The organism is Streptomyces sp. NPDC001700, assembly GCF_053596435.1.
On record NZ_JBSFGE010000017.1, the window covers coordinates 135056 to 153283 of the forward strand.

At 72.6% G+C, this 18228-nt stretch carries 14 protein-coding genes; 11 read left to right on the forward strand and 3 right to left on the reverse strand.

Translation table 11 applies throughout. From position 1 onward, the window contains the following. Positions 1-3 precede the first annotated feature (3 nt). Both ACWC5C_RS28685 and hemC read left to right on the forward strand, forming a co-directional pair. Positions 4-4095: an SAV_2336 N-terminal domain-related protein gene (locus ACWC5C_RS28685; RefSeq protein WP_450879955.1), complete on the forward strand. Its 4092-nt coding sequence runs from the start codon at positions 4-6 to the stop codon at positions 4093-4095. A 30-nt stretch (positions 4096-4125) separates the two neighbouring features. Beyond that, on the forward strand, positions 4126-5061 hold the full coding sequence (hemC, locus tag ACWC5C_RS28690; protein WP_450879957.1) for a hydroxymethylbilane synthase: 936 nt from the start codon (positions 4126-4128) through the stop codon (positions 5059-5061). Here hemC and ACWC5C_RS28695 read toward each other — a convergent pair. Further along, positions 5058-6044, reverse strand: a complete 987-nt coding sequence (locus ACWC5C_RS28695; RefSeq protein WP_450879959.1) for a winged helix-turn-helix domain-containing protein — start codon at positions 6042-6044, stop codon at positions 5058-5060. The two genes, hemC and ACWC5C_RS28695, sit on opposite strands and share 4 nt — an antisense overlap. 256 nt (positions 6045-6300) lie before the next feature. Between ACWC5C_RS28695 and ACWC5C_RS28700 the strand changes: the two genes are divergently transcribed. Further along, on the forward strand, positions 6301-6801 hold the full coding sequence (locus tag ACWC5C_RS28700; RefSeq protein ID WP_450879961.1) for a hypothetical protein: 501 nt from the start codon (positions 6301-6303) through the stop codon (positions 6799-6801). Positions 6802-6822: 21 nt separating this feature from the next. Here the strand turns inward: ACWC5C_RS28700 and ACWC5C_RS28705 are convergent, their stop codons facing one another. Both ACWC5C_RS28705 and ACWC5C_RS28710 read right to left on the reverse strand, forming a co-directional pair. Further along, entirely contained in the window at positions 6823-8229 is a 1407-nt protein-coding gene (locus ACWC5C_RS28705) for a phytoene desaturase family protein (protein WP_450880053.1), read from the reverse strand. Positions 8230-8304: 75 nt separating this feature from the next. Further along, a complete protein-coding gene (locus ACWC5C_RS28710; RefSeq protein ID WP_450879963.1) occupies positions 8305-9132 on the reverse strand; it encodes an inositol monophosphatase family protein in 828 nt (275 codons plus the stop codon). A gap of 175 nt (positions 9133-9307) precedes the next feature. Between ACWC5C_RS28710 and ACWC5C_RS28715 the strand changes: the two genes are divergently transcribed. The 8 genes from ACWC5C_RS28715 to ACWC5C_RS28750 all read left to right on the forward strand — a co-directional run bounded on the left by ACWC5C_RS28715 (position 9308) and on the right by ACWC5C_RS28750 (position 18218). Continuing rightward, positions 9308-10189 (forward strand): transketolase, encoded by an 882-nt coding sequence (locus ACWC5C_RS28715; protein ID WP_450879965.1) that lies wholly within the window; start codon positions 9308-9310, stop codon positions 10187-10189. After that, positions 10186-11157, forward strand: coding sequence for a transketolase family protein (locus ACWC5C_RS28720; protein ID WP_450879967.1), 972 nt, complete (start codon positions 10186-10188; stop codon positions 11155-11157). The genes ACWC5C_RS28715 and ACWC5C_RS28720 overlap by 4 nt, the downstream gene beginning before the upstream one ends. Continuing rightward, positions 11144-12721, forward strand: a complete 1578-nt coding sequence (locus ACWC5C_RS28725) for an FGGY family carbohydrate kinase (RefSeq protein ID WP_450879969.1) — start codon at positions 11144-11146, stop codon at positions 12719-12721. The genes ACWC5C_RS28720 and ACWC5C_RS28725 overlap by 14 nt, the downstream gene beginning before the upstream one ends. After that, the gene (locus tag ACWC5C_RS28730; protein ID WP_450879971.1) at positions 12718-13506 is read left to right on the forward strand and encodes an SDR family oxidoreductase; all 789 of its coding nucleotides are present in this window, start codon (positions 12718-12720) and stop codon (positions 13504-13506) included. Before ACWC5C_RS28725 ends, ACWC5C_RS28730 begins: the two co-directional genes overlap by 4 nt. Positions 13507-13540: 34 nt before the next feature. Beyond that, the gene (locus ACWC5C_RS28735) at positions 13541-14563 is read left to right on the forward strand and encodes an ABC transporter permease (RefSeq protein ID WP_450879972.1); all 1023 of its coding nucleotides are present in this window, start codon (positions 13541-13543) and stop codon (positions 14561-14563) included. A 79-nt stretch (positions 14564-14642) separates the two neighbouring features. Next, complete coding sequence (locus ACWC5C_RS28740; RefSeq protein ID WP_450879974.1) at positions 14643-15620, forward strand: substrate-binding domain-containing protein; 978 nt, start codon at positions 14643-14645, stop codon at positions 15618-15620. Positions 15621-15673: 53 nt separating this feature from the next. Continuing rightward, positions 15674-17179, forward strand: coding sequence for a sugar ABC transporter ATP-binding protein (locus tag ACWC5C_RS28745; RefSeq protein ID WP_450879976.1), 1506 nt, complete (start codon positions 15674-15676; stop codon positions 17177-17179). A 37-nt stretch (positions 17180-17216) separates the two neighbouring features. Further along, positions 17217-18218, forward strand: coding sequence for a sugar-binding transcriptional regulator (locus tag ACWC5C_RS28750; protein ID WP_450879977.1), 1002 nt, complete (start codon positions 17217-17219; stop codon positions 18216-18218). The last annotated feature ends 10 nt before the right edge of the window (positions 18219-18228 follow it).

The window sequence follows — 18228 nt, forward strand, 5'->3', positions numbered from 1 at the left end:
TCCGTGACCGGGGGTGGTCCTGAACGGCTGGAGCGGCTGGAGCGGCTGGAGCGGCTGGACGAGGCCATCACGGTCCTCGCGTCCGGCGGCGTGTATCTGTCGCGGGAGGAGCTGCTCGACGCCCTCTGGCTGGCCGGGCGGCTGCCCGAGCGCGACGCGGCGGGGGCGCCCCTGGAGCGCGCGGCGACCCGCGACGGCGCGCCCCTGCCCGACGCGCGCCCCGCCGCACCGGCCGCCCCTGCCGCCGTAGCCCCCGTCCGGCAGCCCGCCCGGCCGAGCGTTCCGCCCCCACCGCAGAAGCGTCGCGAGGCACCTCCGCGCCCCACCCCTGCACCCCAGGACCAGGGCCAGGCCAAGGCCCCGGACCGTCGCCCCGCCGATCGCACCCCGCGCGGCCTCTACGGCGGCGGCCACACCCCCGGCGGGCCCGGAGGCGCGGACGCCGAGCCGCCCGACGCGCGGCGCGGGCTGCCGCTGCGCGTGCCCGAGGACAAGGCACTGCACCAGGAACTCTCCATCGGCCGCGCCCTGCGCCCCCTCAAACAGCACCGGCCCAACCCCCTCAAGCGGGAGTTCGACGAGGTCGCCACCGCGGCGGCGCTCGCCGAGACCGGTCTGCCGGACGTGGTCACCCGCCCGGCCCGCGAGCGCTGGCTCGACCTCGCGCTCGTCGTCGACGACGGCACGTCGATGCTGCTGTGGCGGCGGCTGGCCGTCGAGTTGCGTACGGTGCTGCAGCGCTCGGGCGCCTTCCGCGTCGTACGGGTGCTCGGCCTGCACACCCGCGGCGGCGGCGCCCCCGCGCTGCGCACCCGGCCGTACGACCCGGACGCGCCCCACCTCCCCACCTCGGCGCTTGTCGACCCGTCCGGGCACACGCTGGTGCTGGTGGTGAGCGACGGGGTGGGGGCCGCGTGGCGCGACGGGCGGATGGGCGAGGTGCTGGCGCGCTGGGCGGGGGTGGGGCCCACGGCGGTGGTGCACGCCCTGCCGCCCCGGCTGTGGGACAGCTCCGGCATCCGGTCGCGGCGCTGGCAGGTACGGACCCGCAGGCCCGGCTCGGCCAACGCGGACTGGGCGGTCGCCGACCCGGTACTGCCCGCCGCGCTGGCCCGGTTCGACGGGGTGCCCGTGCCCGTCCTGGAACCGGAGGCCGGACCGCTGGCCGACTGGGCCCGGCTGATCGCCTCCGCGAGCGGTACGGCCGTCCTCCCGCTGCTCGCCCCCACGGCCGCGCGCCCCGCCTCGTCTACGTCCCCGTCCCCTTCCCCCGTGGATGAGCTGGGCCGGGTCCAGCTCTTCCGGGACGCGGCGTCCCCGGAGGCGTACCGGCTGGCGGCCCATCTGTCGGCGGTCGCCCCGCTGCCGGTGCCCGTGATGCGGATGGTGCAGAAGGCGGTGGACGGGCGGTCCGACACCGGTCGGCTGGCCGAGGTGTTCCTCGGCGGGCTGATGCGCCCGGTCGAGCCGCCCGCCTCGGCGGGCCCGGACCCGCTGCCGCCCGAACACCGGCCCTTCGCCTTCACCGACGCCGCCCAGCGGGCGCTGCTGGGCGCCGTGCCGCTGGCCGAACTGGTCGCGACCAGCCGCACGATCGGCCGCCGCCTGGAGGAACTGGCGGGCCGCTCCCCCGACTTCCCCGCCTGGCTGGCCCACACGGCGGGCCCCGACCGCCTCCCACCCGGCGCCCGCCCGTTCAGCACGGTCGAGCGACGGCTCGCGGCCCGCCTGGGAGCGCCACCGCAGTCCTCGGCGTTCGCGACCAGTACGGCGGCGCGGCAGTGGCGCCGTCTCGGAACCCGTGATCCGGAGGTGATCGGTCCGTACCGGGTGCTGCGGGCCGGACCGCCGGGGCTGCGCGTCGCCCCCTTCCTGGGCCGGGACGCGTACGGCGAGGAGGCCGTCGTCACCACGGTCCACCCCGAGCACCAGCCCTACGGCGCCGCCCTGCTGGGCGTCCAAGCGGAGGCGCTGCGCCGGATGAACGGACGCCATGCGTGCGCCCTGCTGCGCGAGGGGCTGGGCGACGACCCTCCGTGGATCGCGGAGGAGCCCTTCGTCGCGGACCGGCTGAACGACCTCCTCCGCTCAAGCGCCACGGAGTGGGACGCGCACACCGCCCTCCGGATCGCCCGGCGGCTCGCGGACGCCGTGCGGGTGTGCGCCGCGGAGGGAATGACGCACGGCGACCTCACGATCAGCACCGTGCACCTCGCCGGTAAGGACGTCATCCTGACCGGCTGGTCCTCGGCCTGCATCGACGGCGTGCCGTCCCCGGTCTCGGACGGGCGCCCCCCGCCGACCCCCGAGGACAACGTCGCGGCGCTGGGCGAGATCCTGCTGCGCCTCGGTGGCAGCGGCCACACGCATCGGCCCCGCCGTGACGACTACGACATGCCGCGCTGGGACGGCGAGGGCTGGGCGCCGGTCCGCGCCCTGGTGATGGCCTGCCTGGCGAGGCAGAACCGCCCCACCGCGCACGAGGTCTGGCGATCCCTCATGGCCTTCCGCCGGAAGGCCGCCGAGGTGCCGAGCGCTGTGGCCTCCGCCCCCGATCCGCGCCCGGAACCGGACGGCGGTCTGCCGTCGTTCGAGGAGTTCGACAGCTACCGCAGGCTCGGCGGCAGCGGGGGGTACGACGTCTATCTGGCCCGCGCGGCGCGCAGATCCCGCGATGTGGTGATCCGCACCGCCCCGGGCGCCCACCGGGAACTGCGGGCCGAGGTGGAGGCGCTGCGGCGGATGTCCGGGCACTACGCGCCACGGCTCATCGCCAGCGCTTGCAATCTCACCCCGCCCTGGATCGTGACGGAGTTCGTCACCCTCCCCGACGGCTCCCCGGCCCCGATGCTGTCCTCATTCCTGACCGGGGGTGCGCCCCGGCTGGACGCCGTCCACGCCGCCACCATCGGCCTGCGCCTCGCCGAGGCGGTGAACATGTGCGCGCTCAAGGGCATCGTGCTGCGGACGCTGACGGCGGACAGCGTGCTCGTCGTCGGCCGGACAGTGAAGCTGACCGGCTGGACGGACGCGGCCATCGACGACTTCAGCCCGGAGGCTCCCAGCCGCGGGGACAACGTTTACGCCCTGGGGGCGATTCTCCGTGCCATAGCCGACGCGCAGCCGACCGCCCAGCTCAGCCAGGTGGGGGCGCTGTGGCGCGAACCCCGGCTACTGGCGATCATCGGCGCCTGTCTGAGCAGCCGTCCGGAACGGCGCCCGACGGCGGGTCAGGTGGCGGATGTCTTCGTGCAGTGTCTGCCGTCCGCGCCGACCTCCGTCCACGACAGCGAGTACGCGTATGTCCTCCCCCCGGACGAACCCACCCCCGGCCCCCAGGTGCCGATGCCGGAACAGCCCGCGCCCGCCCACGCCGCCCGGCCCCGCCGTCTGGCCTCCCTCTTCCGCCTCGGCGGCAAGGCGCAGCAGCGACAACGCAAACTCGAACTCATCCGCACGCCGCTGACGACCACCCACCGCATCGTCGTGACCAAGCCGGTGGGGGCCGGGCGAACCGCGACGACACACGTGCTCGGTTCGATCCTCGCGAGCGAACGGGAGGACACGGTCATCGCGTCCGAGGCGGGCCCGTTCGGCGCTTCCACGGCTCACATCACACAGACCCCGTCCGGGCTTGAGATCCTCACGGGGATCTCCGACAAGGATCACCGCCGCGTGATCGCCGACCTGAGCAGCCAGTACGCGGTCATCCTCGCCGACACCGGTACGTTCCACGACGCCAGACGGGAAATCTTCGACCTCGCCGACCAGTTAATGATCGTTACCACCACTTTCGCGGAGCACCGGTGGAGCGCACACACGGTCCTGGACAAGCTGGAGGAAGAAGGCCACGCGGAGCTGGTACGCCACGCCATCACCGTGATCGACAGGTCGTCCGAGACTGAGGCCCGGCCGAGCGACGACCTGGTCGAGGGGTTCCGGGCCCGCTGCCGTGGCGTGGTGGTCGTACCGTACGACGACCACGTGGCCACCCTCGGCGACATCGACCTCGACCGGCTCGCCCCGAGGACCCTCGACGCCTACGTCGACCTTGCCGCGCTGGTCGCGGAGGGGTTCCCCGGGGCCGGGGAATAGCGGCCCCGGAGAGGGCCTATCCTCTACGCCATGTCGTCCGCCGAACTCATCCGCATCGTCTCCCGCTCCTCCCCCATGGCCCTGGCCCAGGTCGAGCGGGTCCGCACCGAACTGGCCGCGCTGCGGCCCGGGATCCGTACGGAGGTCGTGCCGGTCACGACGTCCGGCGACCGGTGGATGGGGGATCTGTCGAAGCTGGGCGGGAAGGGCGCGTTCACCAAGGAGGTGGACGCCGCGCTGCTGGCCGGTGAGGCCGATCTCGCGGTGCACTGCATCAAGGACGTGCCCGCAGACCGGCCGCTGCCCGCGGGCACGGTCTTCGCCGCGTACCTCAAGCGGGACGACCTCCGGGACGCGGTGATCCACCCCGAGGGGCTGACGCTGGACCAGATGCCGGAGGGGACCCGGATCGGCACCTCGTCGGTGCGGCGCGTGGCCCAACTGGCCGTCACCCACCCGCATGTGGAGTGCGTCCCGATGCGCGGCAACGCCAACCGGCGGCTGGAGAAGCTGGCGGCGGGCGACTGCGACGCGCTGATGCTGGCCGTCTCGGGGCTTGAGCGCATCGACCGCATGGACGTGATCAGCGAGATCCTGCCCGTGGAGACGATGTGCCCGCCCATCGGGGCCGGGGTGCTGGGGCTGCAGTGCCGGGAGGACGACACCACCACGATCGACGCGGTCGCCGGGCTCGGTGACGCCGATGTGTGGAAGGAGATCACCGCCGAGCGGATGCTGCTGCACGTGCTGCAGGGGCACTGCAACTCCCCCATCGCGGGCTACGCCAAGGCCGAGCGCGACGGGCGGCTCTCGCTGCGCGCCCGGGTCTTCAGCCCGGACGGCAAGACGGTGCTGGACGCGCACGAGTGGGCGGGCCCGCTGGACCCGGCCACCCTGGGGACGTCGGTCGCGGTGGCGCTGCTGCGGCAGGGCGCCCGCGAGGTCATCGACACCATCCCCCACTAACCACCCAGCGCATTCGCGGCCAGCAGGTCCGTGCCCAGCGGAGTGGGCGTGTGCAGGACCGTGTTGCGGTCGCGTACGGAGGCCAGCAGCCCCGCGTCGCGCAGGATCCGGGCGTGCTCGCTCGCGGTCGCCGGGGTCACGCCGGTGCGCCGGGCCAGTTCGCTCGTGGTGCAGCCGCCCTCGACCGCCCGCAGGACGGCGGCCCGCCCCCGGCCCAGCAGCGACCCGAGGGCGCTCCGGCTGGCGGGACGCTCGCCCTGCGGCGACCACCAGCCGGGGCCGCGCCGCACGGGGTAGACCAGTACGGGCGGCAGGCCCGGGTCGGCCAGGGTGATCGGGTTCCGCCAGCAGAACACCGAGGGGATCAGCAGCAGCCCCCGCCCGCCCAGATGCAGATCCCGGTCGAGCGGATAGTCCGCCTCCAGGACCGGAGAACGCCAGGTCAGCGTCGGCCCGAGGCTGGCGAGCAGCGCCTCGGTGCCCCCGGTGAGCAACGGCCGGGCCCGGAGCGCGCGGTCGGCCTCGGCCTCGGCGCGTATCGCCGTCCAGCAGGGGGCGAGCGCGGCGTCGAAGTACCCCTTGAGCGCCCGCCCGAGGGTGCGCAGCGCGTCGGGTTCGCCCTCGGCGAGCGGGCGCAGCCACGGCGGCGCCGAGCGCAGCAGGCCGATCTCCCGCCGCAGCCTCCGGCGCGGGGTGGACAGCACGGCGTCGATGCCTTCGGTGAGGCCGCTCGCGGCCTCGCGCGGGTTGAGGAAGTCGGGGAACCGGCCCTGCGGCGGGGCCAGGGTGCGGACGAGGCGTACGGAGCCGGGCGGCAGGCGGCGCAGCCGGGGCCGGGCGTGCAGGCGCCAGCGGTCGAACACGGCCTGGCCCTGGGCGGTGCCGAGGAGATTGGCGCTGAGCACCGTCTCCCACAGCGGGTCGGGCCCGGTCGCGACGGTGGTTCTGAGCAGATCCTCGCGGGTGAAGTGCAGACGCAACACAGTGGCCTCCCCCGGTACTGCGTGCAGCGGTCCGTCCCCATAGTGGGGGGCACAGGGTGAAGTGGCCATGCCACGACACACCCGGAGGGTCATCTGATCGACCGATTTTCCTCACTTTACGATCTGGCCTGCTTATTTAGGCACCCACCGAAGGTGATGGAAGTCCGGGTCGTGACTGGGCAGCCTTGGAGGCGCTTTCAGCCTTAACGGCACTTCAGCCCACTCGTTCCATTCGACCTCCCGGAGGAAGACGGACATGACCTCGACGACGAACCGGACCGAGAAGGGCCCCCGCCGACGCGGCCTGCGGCGCACTCTGTTCGGCGCGGCCCTCGCGTTCGGCCTGGCGGCCCTGACCCCGCTGACGGCCGAGGCCGCACCCGGGCAGAGCGTGAGTTACGGCAATCAGCCCGGCGAAGGCCTGTACCCCGAGCAGACCTCGTGCTCGGGCCGCTACACCCAGCCCAATGTGCCCGGCGGGGCGACGAAGACGGCGGTCTACCAGGGGCGCACCATCACCCTCAAGTACTTCTACAACTCCGGCTGCGGCTCGTTCGCCCGCATCGAGAACGCCCCGCAGGGCTGTGCGGCGCACAGCAACCGGCTGGAGGGCAGCCAGATCGTGTGGGTGCTGGAGACGGTCGACCCGGGCATCAACTACGCCTACACCAAGATCATCAATAACCTCAACGGCCGCCAGAGCCGGGCCGTCCTCATCTGCAACAACCAGACCCTGGCCTCGACCGCCTGGTACTAGGTCCTGGGCCCTGTCCGGCGGTCAACGGCCCCGCAGCCTCCGCCACACCGCACGCGCCGCGTGGTGGCCCGACATACCGTGGACGCCGGGGCCGGGTGGGGTGGCGGAGGAGCAGAGGAAGACGGCGGGGTGGGGCGTCGCGTAGGGGACGCGGGCCAGCCGGGGGCGGATGACGGCCTGCAGCCCCTCGAAGGCGCCGCAGGCGATGTCGCCGTCGATGTAGTTGGCGTTGCGGGCGGCGAGTTCGGGGGGACCCGCCGTCGCGCGGGCCAGCACCAGATCGCGGAAGCCGGGGGCGAAGCGGTCGAGCTGGCGCTCGATGGCGTCGGTGAGGTCGCCCGTCCAGCCGCTGGGGGCGTGACCGTAGACCCAGAAGGTGTGCTTGCCCTCGGGGGCGCGGGTCGGGTCGAGCAGGCTGGGCTGGGCGGAGATCAGGAAGGGGGCGGCCGGGGGGCGGCCGTCGAACGCGGAGCGCAGGGCGGTGCCGATCTCGCGCGCCGTCGGGCCGATGTGGACGGTCCCGGCGCGGCGGGCCTCCGGCGAGGTCCAGGGCATCGGCCCGTCCAGCGCGTAATCGATCTTGAAGGCGGCGGGCCCGTAGTGGTAGCCCCGGTACGCGTTGCCGAGCCCGGCGATCCGGGCCAGGGCGCGCGGTGAGGTGTCGAAGATGTACGCGCGGGCCGGGGGCAGCTCGTCGAGCCGCTTGACCGGCGCTCCGGTGTGGATGACGCCGCCGTTTTCGCGCAGATACGAGCCGAGCGCGTCCGCGATCGACTGCGAGCCGCCGCGCGGGATCGGCCAGCCGACCTCATGGGCCGCGATCGCGAAGATGAGGGCCAGACCGGCGGTGGCAGGGGCGCTGGTGGGCGCGATGGCGTGCCCGGCGAGCCCGGCGAGTATGGCCCGCGCCTTCTCGCCACGGAAGCGGCGGCTGAGGAGCGAGACCGGCTGAACGGCGTTCAGCCCGAAGCGGGCCCAGGTCAGCGGGTCGCGCGGCACCCCGTCCCACTGGGCGCGCAGTACGTCGGGGGCGAAGGTGGACCATTTGCCGAGGTAGGGCGCGACCAGCCTGCGGTACGCGCCCGCGTCGCGCGGGCCCAGCGACCGGGCGGTCTCGCCGACCGAGCGGGCCAGCACGGCCGCGCTGCCGTCCGGGAAGGGATGGGCGAGCGCCAGCTCGGGGTGCAGCCACTCCAGTCCGTGCCGCCCCAGCGGCATCCGGTCGAACGCCGGGGAGCCGATGGCCAGGGGATGCACGGCGGAGCAGGGGTCGTGCCGGAAGCCGGGCAGGGTCAGCTCTTCGGTGCGGGAGCCGCCGCCGATCGCGTCGGCGGCCTCGAAGATCTCCACCGCGCAGCCGCGGCGGGCGAGTTCGACCGCGGCCGTCAGCCCGTTCGGCCCGGCACCCACCACTACCGCGTCGAGCATCGACGGCACGTCGGCCTCCTCCTCGTCGTTGAGGAACAGCTTGAGGAACAGCGTCCTCGAAGATCCGTAAAACGGTCAGCCAGCGGCGGCCAGCAGGCCCAGGATATGCCGTACGGTCGCCTCGTCCCGCGCCGCCGTGAAGGGAAGCGCGTTGCCTCCGGCGATACGGAACGGCTCGTCCGCAAGCGTCGCGCTCGCGCCGCCCGCCTCGGCGACCAGCAGCAGCCCGGCGGCGTGATCCCAGGCGTTCTCCCAGGTGAAGGCGATCGCGTCGAGACGGCCACGGGCGATGTTCAGATACTCCAGGCCCGCCGAGCCGCACGGGCGCGTCTCCACGCCACCGGTCCGCAGCCCGGACAGGGCGCGCTTCTCGCCGTCGGTGGTGAAGTCGTAGTGGGATATGGCGACTTCGAGCGTAGTGCCGGGCTCCGGGGCACCGGCCCGGAGCGGTTCGCCGTTGAGCACGGCGCCCCGGCCCCGGCGCGCGATGGCCATCAGGTCCTGGGCGGGGGCGTAAGTCCAGGAGGCGAGGAGTTCGCCGTGGTGGGCGAGGGCGACGAGGGTGGAGAAGCCCGGCTCGCCGTGGACGAACTGCCGGGTGCCGTCCACCGGGTCGACGATCCATACGGGCGCGTCGCCGCCGAGGTGCTTGAGGATCCCGGGATCGGCGTGCACGCCCTCCTCCCCCACCACGACCGAACCGGGCAGCAGCGCCGTGAGCGAGGCGGTGAGGTGCTCCTCGGCCTGCCGGTCGGCGGTGGTCACCAGGTCGTGCGGGCCCTTTTTCTCCACGATCTCGTGGGCGGCGAGCTGCCGGTAGCGCGGCATGATCTCCACGGCGGCCGCCGAGCGCACCGCCTGCTCCACCTCGGCGAGATCACTGGCGAGAAAGTCATCGAACATGTGGTCATCGAATCACGCGCCGCCGACAACCGGTGACCGGGCGGCGGCCGGACGATGGCATCGGCGTGAACGCCTACGGCCGCTGCGCAACCCATTGACACATGGCTGAAACGCGACCTACTTTTCCAGCACCACAATTCACTAGTGAATAGATATTCACTGCAAGGACGTTCAGATGCTCAGCACAGACCCAGCCGGCGCAGAACGGTTCCGGGCGCGCCGTCACCGCATCGCCACCGAAGCCCCGGACGCACAGGTCCGAGAACTCCAGCGGCTGGCCGCCGAAGTGCGCCGGACCGTGGTGCACATGATCGATAAAGCGCAACTCGGCCATATCGGCGGCGACCTGTCGGTGACCGACATCCTCGTCACCCTCTTCGGGCGGGTGCTCGACGTGGACCCCGCTCGGCCCCACGGACCCGACCGCGACCGGTTCATCCTCAGCAAGGGGCACTGCGCGGCCTCCCTGTACGCCACACTCGCCCACTGCGGCTACTTCCCGACATCCGAGCTGTCCACCTTCATGGCACCGCTCTCCGCGCTCAACGGCCATCCGAACCGGACCAAGGTCCCGGGGGTCGAGACCAACACCGGACCGCTGGGCCACGGCTTCCCCGTCGCGGTCGGCTGCGCCCTGGCCGCCAGGCTCTCGGGCCGCTCGTACCGCACGTACGTCGTCCTCGGCGACGGCGAGTTGCAGGAGGGCAGCAACTGGGAGGCGGCCATGACCGCCGCCCACTACGACCTCGGCTCCCTCACCGCGATCGTCGACCGCAACCGCCTCCAGCAGGGCGCCCGCACCGAGGAGACCAAGCGCCTGGAACCGCTGGCGGAGAAGTGGACCAGCTTCGGCTGGGAGACGCGCGAAGTGAACGGGCACGACCACGCGCAGCTGCTATCCGCGCTGCGCCCCTCCCCCACCGGCAGACCGGTCGCGGTCATCGCGAACACGGTCAAGGGCAAGGGCGTGTCGTTCATCGAGGACCGCGTCGAGTGGCACCACAAGGTGCCCGACGCCGTACAGGTGCGCACCGCGCTGGAGGAGCTGAGCCGATGACCGCCGGACTCATACCCGAGAACGCCGCCCAGACCTACGACTGCCGCCAGGCCTTCGCCGAGGAACTGATCGCACTAGCCGCCGAGGACCCGCGCGTCGTCGCCGTCTGCAACGACTCGGTGGGATCGAGCAACCTGGTGCGTTTCCGGGAGCTGTACCCCCACCGCCTGATCAACGTCGGCATCGCCGAGCAGGACCTCGTCGGTGTCGGGGCCGGGCTGGCCAACGGCGGGCTCATCCCCTTCGTGAGCGCGGCCGGCCCGTTCCTCACCGGCCGGGCCACCGAGCAGATCAAGACCGACGCCGCCTACAACGGGCTGCCCGTCATCCTGTGCGGCCAGAGCCCCGGCATGGCGTACGGGGAACTGGGGCCGACGCACCACTCGATCGAGGACCTGTCGTGGATGCGGGCCATCGCGGACCTCGCCGTCGCGGTCCCGGCCGACCCGGCCCAGACCCGTGCCGCCGTACGCTGGGCGGCCGCCCACGACGGCCCGGTCTATCTGCGCATCCCCCGGTTCAAGATCCCCGCCGTCACCCCGGAGGACGCGCCGTTCCACCCCGGGCGCTCGCTCCAGCTGACCGACGGGGACGACATCACGGTGATGGCCGTCGGCACGATGGTCTCCCGGGCGCTCACCGCCGCCGAGGCGCTGCGCACCGAGGGCATCGGCCTCCGGGTGCTGAACATGACCTTCGTCGAGCCGATGGACGTCGACGCGGTGCTGCGCGCCGCCCGCGAGACCCACGGCATCGTCACCGCCGAGGAGGCGACCACCACGGGCGGGCTCGGCGCGGCGGTGGCCAGCCTCGTCGCCCAGAACCGTCCGGTGCCCATGCGGATCCTGGGGGTGCCCCGGAGATTCGCTCCCACCGGCAGCGCCTCCTTCCTGCTGGAACACTTCGGCCTGACCGCCGACGGCATCGCCGTCGCCGTCCGGGAGCTGCTGTCCCATGAGCACCGCTGAACCGCTCGTCCTCGCCATCGACCAGGGCACCAGCGCGACCAAGGCGATCCTGGTCGACCGGCGCGGAGACATCGTCGCCCGCGGCTCCGTCCCGCTGGACCTCTCCACCCCCGCCCCGGGCTGGGTCGAACAGTCGGCGCAGGAGATCTGGGCGGGCTGCGGGCGCGCCGTCGCCGCTTGCCTCGACGGCCAGGACGCCGCGCGTGTGGCCGCCATCGGCCTGAGCACCCAGCGCGAATCGCTGCTGCTGTGGGACCGGGCGACCGGGGAACCGCTGAGTCCGCTGGTGAGCTGGCTGGACAAGCGCACCGCCGGCGATCCGGCACTGCTGCGGGCCGTGCCCAGCGCGGAGCTGGTCCGCGAGGTCAGCGGGCTGCCGCTGGACCCGATGTTCTCGGCCCCCAAGGCCGCCTGGCTGCTGGACCGGTACGACCCCGACCGCCGCCGCAGCCGCGCGGGCGAACTGTGCCTGGGCACGGTCGACTCCTGGCTGTTGTTCAAGCTCGGTGGCGCTCACCTCATCGAGGTCGGCAACGCGGCGCGCACCCAGCTGCTCGATGTGCGCCGATGCGCCTGGGACCGGCGGCTGACCCGGATCTTCGACGTACCGCCGGAGGTGCTGCCCGAGGTCGTCCCGTCGCAGGGCCCGTTCCCCAGCACCCGCGGACTGGCGCCGCTGGCCGACGGGGTGCCGGTCACCGCGGTGCTCGGTGACTCCCACGCGGCGCTGTTCGCCCACGCGGGCTGGGCGCCGGGGACGGTCAAGGCGACGTACGGGACCGGGTCGTCGGTGATGGCCGTGGTCCCCTCAGCGGCCCGGGTCTCCTCCGGGCTGTGCCTGACCGTCGCCTGGCAGACCGGTGGCAACCCGACCTGGGCGGTGGAGGGGAACGTCCGCTCCACCGGCGCCACGGTGAACTGGCTGGCAGGCGTGCTCGGCCACGGCCCCGCCGAACTGGCGGAGCTGGCCGCCGACAGCAGCGAGGGCGTAGTCGTCGTCCCCGCTTTCGGCGGGCTGGGTGCCCCCTGGTGGGACGAGAACGCGGTGGGGCTGATCAGCGGTCTCACCCTGGGCACCCACGCCGGGCATCTCGCGCGGGCCGCGCTGGAGTCGATCGCGTTCCAGGTCGAGGACGTGGTGGCGGCGGTCGAGCGGGAGACCGGCCCCGTCACCCGGCTGCTCGCGGACGGCGGGCCGACCGGCAACCCGGTGCTGATGCGGCTCCAGGCCGACACCAGCGGGCGGGTCGTCGAACGGGCCCTGGCCCGCGACCTGTCGGCGCTGGGCGCCGCCCACCTCGCGGGGCTGACCCGCGGGGTATGGGACCGGGCCTCCCTGGAACGGCTGGACCGCCCCCGGGAGAGCTACCCGCCCCACGGCGACGAGGCGGCCCGGGCCCGGAGGGTCGCGCACTGGCACACGGCGGTACGGCGCGCCCGCCTCCGGGCCACGGCCGACAAGACCGCCGCCGACGAGGACGGCCGCACCCCACCACCACCGCCGCGGGCCACCGCCGCGCCGCACCGCACTCCCGAACCCTCGGCCGTCAAAGGAGCGTCATGACAGCGCGATACGCGGGACAGGGCGTCCTGGTCACCGGGGCCGCGCGCGGCATCGGCAGGGGCATCGCCGCCCGGTTCGCGGGTGAGGGCGCCCATGTCCTGCTGGTGGACGCGGCCGCCTCCGTCGAGGACACGGCCCGGGAGCTGGCCGCCGACAGCGGCACCCATACCCTCGGCGTCCGGGCGGACGTCACCTCCCCCGAGGACGTGGCCCGTGCCTTCGCGCTCGCCGAGTCCGCCTGGGGGCGGCTCGACGTCCTGGTCAACAACGCGGGCGTCATCACCATCAGCAGGCTCGAGGACCTGTCCCACGACGACTGGCAGAAGGTCCTCGCCGTCAACACCACCGGAACCTTCCTGTGCGCCCAGGCCGCCGCGGCCGCCATGCGGCGGCACGGACGCGGCGGGCGCATCCTCAACGCGGCCTCGGGACAGGCACGCCAGGGGTTCGTCTACACACCGCACTACGCGGCCAGCAAGTTCGGGGTGGTCGGCCTCACCCAGTCCCTGGCCAAGGAGCTGGCCGGGGACCGGATCACGGTCAACGCCTACTCCCCCGGGATCGTCGGCAGCGACATGTGGGACTACAACGACCGCGCGTGGGGCCAGCTCCTCGGCGGCTACGCGCCCGGGGAACTGATGGCCGAGTGGATCGCGGGAATCCCCCTCGGGCGCGCCGGAACCCCTGACGACATCGCCAACCTGCTGCTCTTCCTCGCCTCACCGGAGGCGGAGTACATCACCGGCCAGACGATCAACGTCGACGGCGGGATGTTCATGAACTAGCTCCGACGACGTCGGAGACCACTCGGAGGTTTCGATGAGCACCACCGGCAACGCCGCAACGGCCGTTGACGCACCACCACCCCCCTCGGATGCCCACCGCCACCGGCTGCCGTCCTGGGTGACGGGCGTCCTCACCGGATCGCGCGGTCCCGCCCTCGGCCTGCTCGCCATGTGCGTCGTCTTCTTCATCGCGACGCCGTACTTCCTCACCCAGAGCAATCTGCTCAACATCGTCGACCAGACCGCCGTCCTCGGTCTGCTCGCGCTGGGCATGACCGCGGTCATCGTCATGGGCGGCATCGACCTCTCCGTCGGCGCCGTGCTGGCCCTCTCGACCATGGTGGTCGGCTGGCTTTCGCACGACCAGGGGTGGCCGCTGTGGCTGAGCGCGGTGGTCGCGGTCGGTGTCGCGGGCGGGTGCGGGCTCGCCAACGGACTGGGCATCACCTACACCAAGCTGCCGCCGTTCATCGCCACGCTGGCCATGATGTCGATCGCCCGCGGCCTGGCCAACGTCATCACCGACGGTCAGCAGATCGTCGGGTTCCCCGACTGGTTCGACAACTTGTCCACCACCCGGTACGTCGGCATCTTCACCGCGTGCACCGCCGTGCTCGCCGCGCTGTACGTGGCGGGGTGGGCGTACATGCGCTACCGGAGCGGGGGCCGTGCCCTGTACGCGATCGGCGGCAGCGCCGAGGTCGCCCGGCTCGCCGGGATCGACGTCAAGAAACGGACCGTGCTGGTCTACACCGTGACCGGTCTGCTGGCGGGCGTGGCCGGGATCTTCCTGACGATGCGCCTGGACTCCTCCCAGCCGAGCGCGGGCACCGGCTACGAACTCGACACCATCGCCGCCGTGGTGATCGGCGGGGCCAGCCTCAGCGGCGGTGTCGGCTCGGTCACCGGGACCCTGTTCGGCGTTCTGATCATCGGGGTCCTGCGCAACGGCCTCAATCTGCTGGGGGTCTCACCGTTCATCCAGCAGATCGTCATCGGACTGGTGATCGCGCTGGCCGTCATGCTCGACGTGCTCCGCCGCCGCGAGACGCGCTGACCGCACCCCGCCGTCTCTCTCCCCCTCCTCCCCTCTTCTCCTCTCTTCCCCTCGGGCACAAGCCAAGGAGTTGGTTCCCATGAAGACACGAGTGACGACACGCGTCGTGATAGCCACCGGGATCGCGGTCACCATGGTGGTCGGCGTCACCGCCTGCGGACGCGGTGGCGACGGTGCGAAGACCGCCGATGGCAAGCAGATCACCATCGGGCTGGCCGTGGCCAACCTCCAAGCCGACTTCTTCAACCAGATCAAGCAGTCCGTGACCGCCGAGGCGAAGAAGAAGGGCATCAAGGTCATCGTCTCCGACGCGCGCGGCGACGCGGCCACCCAGGTCAACCAGATCCAGGACTTCATCAGCCGTCAGGTGAGCGCCATCGTCTACATCCCGGCGGGCGCGACGGCGGCCGGTGTCCCCGTGAAGGCGGCCAACCGAGCCAAGATCCCGGTGGTCACGGTGGACCGCAACCCACCCGGCGAGCCCGGGAAGTCGTTCATCGCCAGCGACAGCGTCGCGGCCGCACGGACGCTGGGCGACTACGTGGCCAAGGAGTCCGGCGGCAAGGGACAGCTCGCCATCCTCCAGGGCCAGATCGGCACCACCCCACAGGTGGACCGGCAGAAGGGGTTCGGCCAGGCGCTCAAGAAGGCGCCCGGCATCAAGGTGGTGTCCCAGCAGCCCGCCGACTGGGCACAGGACAAGGCATACTCCGTCGCCCAGGACATGCTGCAGGCCCACCCCGGCATCGACATCCTGTGGGGCCAGGCCGACGCGATGGCGCTCGGCGCCGCCCAGGCCGTCAAGGCGTCCGGCTCGCACAAGAAGCACCTGATCGTCGGCTTCGACGGGGACGTCGCCGGACTCAAGGCGGTCCGCCAGGGCACCATCGACGCCACCATGGTGCAGCAGACGCGCAAGATGGGCCGGATGTCGGTGAACACCGCCGTGGACATCATCAAGGGCAAGAAGGTCCCGGCCGAGCAGCTTCAGCCCGCTTTCCTCCTGACCAGCAAGGACAAGAAGAAGGCCACCCAGTTCATCAACACCCACCCGTAATCGGCTGCAGCGGCGGCAGACGGCGGCATGGACGGCAGGGCGGAGACGCGACGATGAGAGACGTCAGTCAGCACCCGGCGGCGGAGCCCTCCCCGGGCCTGGTCGTACGGGGGATATCCAAGCGGTTCGGGGTCACCCAGGCTCTCGACCGGTTCGACCTGGAGGTACGCCCAGGGGAAGTGGTGGCGCTGCTCGGCGAGAACGGCGCGGGCAAGTCCACCGTGTCCAACGTCATCGCGGGCACGTTCCCCTCCGACACCGGCGAGATGACCTGGCAGGGACGGCCGTACGAGCCGAAGTCCCCCAGGGACGCCATCAACCACGGCATCGGCCTCATCCACCAGGAGATGCGCCTGCTGCCGGACCTGTCCGTGGCCGAGAACGTGTTCCTGGGGCGGCTGTTGCGCCGGGGCGGGCGGATCGACCGCGGCGAGATGAACCGGCGGGCCCGGGAACAGCTGCGGCGGCTGGGCCTCGACATCTCCCCGACCCGTCTGGTGCGCACCCTGCGCGTGGCCGAGCAGCAGCAGGTTGAGATCGCCAAGGCGCTGACCCTGAACGCGCGCCTGCTGATCCTCGACGAGCCGACGGCCGCCCTCGGCGGTGAGGAGACCGATCACCTCTTCGAGCGGATCGACGCCCTCCGCGGCGAGGGCATGTCCTTCGTCTATGTGAGCCACCGGCTGGAGGAGATCGCCCGGATCTGCGACCGCGTCGTGGTGATGCGCGACGGACAGCTCGTCACCGCCCACGACACCGCGCAGGTGCCGGTGGTGCGGCTGGTGGAGGAGATGGTCGGGCGCAGCATCGAACGCATCTTCCCCGACACCGGAACCGCCCGTCCCCGGGAAGTGCTCCAGGTGCGGAACCTGACCGGCCCCTCGTTCCAGGACGTGTCGTTCAGCGTCCACGAAGGCGAGGTGCTGGGCATCGCGGGCATCGTGGGGGCGGGCCGTACCGAACTGGTGCGGGCCGTCGCGGGCGTCGATCCGGTGACCGGGGGCACGGTGGCCGTCGACGGCCGGGCCCTGCGGCTGCGCGGGCCCAAAGACGCCATCGAGGCGGGTGTGGTGCTGGTGCCCGAGGACCGCAAGGGCCAGGGCGCCGTCCTGGACCTGTCGATCGGCGACAACGTGGCCCTGCCCAACCTCGACCGCATCTCCCGCCGGGGCTGGCTGAGCCCGCGCCGGGTGGCGGCGGTCGCCGGTGAGGCGATCAGCCTGATGACCGTCAAGGGGCGGGCCGGGCAGCCGGTGCGGACGCTCTCCGGCGGCAACCAGCAGAAGGTCGTCATCGCCAAGTGGCTGGAGCGCAAGCCCAAGGTGGTCATCCTGGACGAGCCGACCCGCGGCATCGACGTCGGTGCGCGCGCCGCGATCTACGAGGTGATCGCGGACCTGGCCCGGTCCGGCATGGCCGTCGTGGTGGTCAGCTCCGACCTCGACGAGGTCCTGGGCCTGTCCCACCGGGTGCTCGTCCTCAGCCGGGGGCGGCAGCGGGGCGTCCTTCCGGCGGCCGAGGCGACCGACGCCGCGGTCATGCGCCTGGCCACGGCATGATGCCGTTATGAATCACCGCGACAGGACCGGCACCCCCATGACCCGCACCACGCGCATGGCGACCAGCGACGAGCAGTTGCGGCTGATGACCCGGATCGCCCGGCTCTACCACGAGCAGGGGATGCGGCAGCCGCGCATCGCCGAGGAGCTGCACATCTCCCAGGCGCGTGTCTCCAGGCTGCTCACCCAGGCCGCCAAACTCGGGATCGTGCGCACCATCGTGGTGCCGCCCGAGGGGGTCTTCGCCGAACTGGAGGAGGAGATCGGGGCGCGGTACGGGCTGCGCGACGTGGTGGTCGTCGACGTCGAGGGCGAGGCCGACTCCGTCATCCCGGCGCTCGGCGCGGCGACCGCGGTCTATCTGGAGACCACGCTCATGGAGGGCGACCGGCTGGGCATCTCGTCGTGGAGCGCCACCCTGCTCGCGGCGGTCGAGGCCATGCGGTCCCGGCCGGGCGGGCGATTCCTGGAGGAGGTCGTCCAGCTGATGGGCGGGGTGGGCGATCCACAAGTCCAGGTCCAGGCGACCCGGCTGATGGGGCGGCTCGCCGAGCTGACCGGTGCGGAACCGGTCTTCATGTCGGCCCCGGGACTGGTGGCCGACGCCACTGTCCGGGACGCCATACTCGCCGACCCGAAGGTGAGCAGCGTGGCCGCGGCGTGGAAGAACCTCACCATCGCCATCGTGGGCATCGGCAGCCTCGACCCCTCACCGCTGCTGCGCCGCAGCGGCAACATCTTCTCCGACGACGACCAGCAACAGCTGCGCGGGCTCGGCGCGGTGGGCGACATCTGCCTGCACTTCTTCGACGAGGACGGCACCCTGCTCGACACCGAGCTGAACGACCGCGTCATCGGCATCACCCCCGACGTCTACCGCGCCGTGCCGCGCCGCGTCGCGGTGGCCGGCGGCGACCGCAAGTACGCGGCGATACGGGCCGCGGTGCTGGGCGGCTGGGTCGATGTCCTGATCACCGACCTGGGCGTGGCCCGCCGGCTGGCGGGCCGCCCCGACCGAACGGAACGACAAGCGCCGTAGCGGCGGCATC

What these genes read in the sequence shown, in the direction of transcription:
- ACWC5C_RS28720 (WP_450879967.1), top strand. Translation starts at nt 10,186, where the DNA reads ATGACCGCCGGACTCATACCCGAGAACGCCGCCCAGACCTACGACTGC.
- ACWC5C_RS28725 (WP_450879969.1), top strand. Translation starts at nt 11,144, where the DNA reads ATGAGCACCGCTGAACCGCTCGTCCTCGCCATCGACCAGGGCACCAGC.
- ACWC5C_RS28700 (WP_450879961.1), top strand. Translation starts at nt 6,301, where the DNA reads ATGACCTCGACGACGAACCGGACCGAGAAGGGCCCCCGCCGACGCGGC.
- ACWC5C_RS28715 (WP_450879965.1), top strand. Translation starts at nt 9,308, where the DNA reads ATGCTCAGCACAGACCCAGCCGGCGCAGAACGGTTCCGGGCGCGCCGT.
- hemC (WP_450879957.1), top strand. Translation starts at nt 4,126, where the DNA reads ATGTCGTCCGCCGAACTCATCCGCATCGTCTCCCGCTCCTCCCCCATG.
- ACWC5C_RS28730 (WP_450879971.1), top strand. Translation starts at nt 12,718, where the DNA reads ATGACAGCGCGATACGCGGGACAGGGCGTCCTGGTCACCGGGGCCGCG.
- ACWC5C_RS28740 (WP_450879974.1), top strand. Translation starts at nt 14,643, where the DNA reads ATGAAGACACGAGTGACGACACGCGTCGTGATAGCCACCGGGATCGCG.
- ACWC5C_RS28705 (WP_450880053.1), bottom strand. Translation starts at nt 8,229, where the DNA reads ATGCTCGACGCGGTAGTGGTGGGTGCCGGGCCGAACGGGCTGACGGCC.
- ACWC5C_RS28750 (WP_450879977.1), top strand. Translation starts at nt 17,217, where the DNA reads ATGACCCGCACCACGCGCATGGCGACCAGCGACGAGCAGTTGCGGCTG.
- ACWC5C_RS28735 (WP_450879972.1), top strand. Translation starts at nt 13,541, where the DNA reads ATGAGCACCACCGGCAACGCCGCAACGGCCGTTGACGCACCACCACCC.
- ACWC5C_RS28710 (WP_450879963.1), bottom strand. Translation starts at nt 9,132, where the DNA reads ATGTTCGATGACTTTCTCGCCAGTGATCTCGCCGAGGTGGAGCAGGCG.
- ACWC5C_RS28745 (WP_450879976.1), top strand. Translation starts at nt 15,674, where the DNA reads ATGAGAGACGTCAGTCAGCACCCGGCGGCGGAGCCCTCCCCGGGCCTG.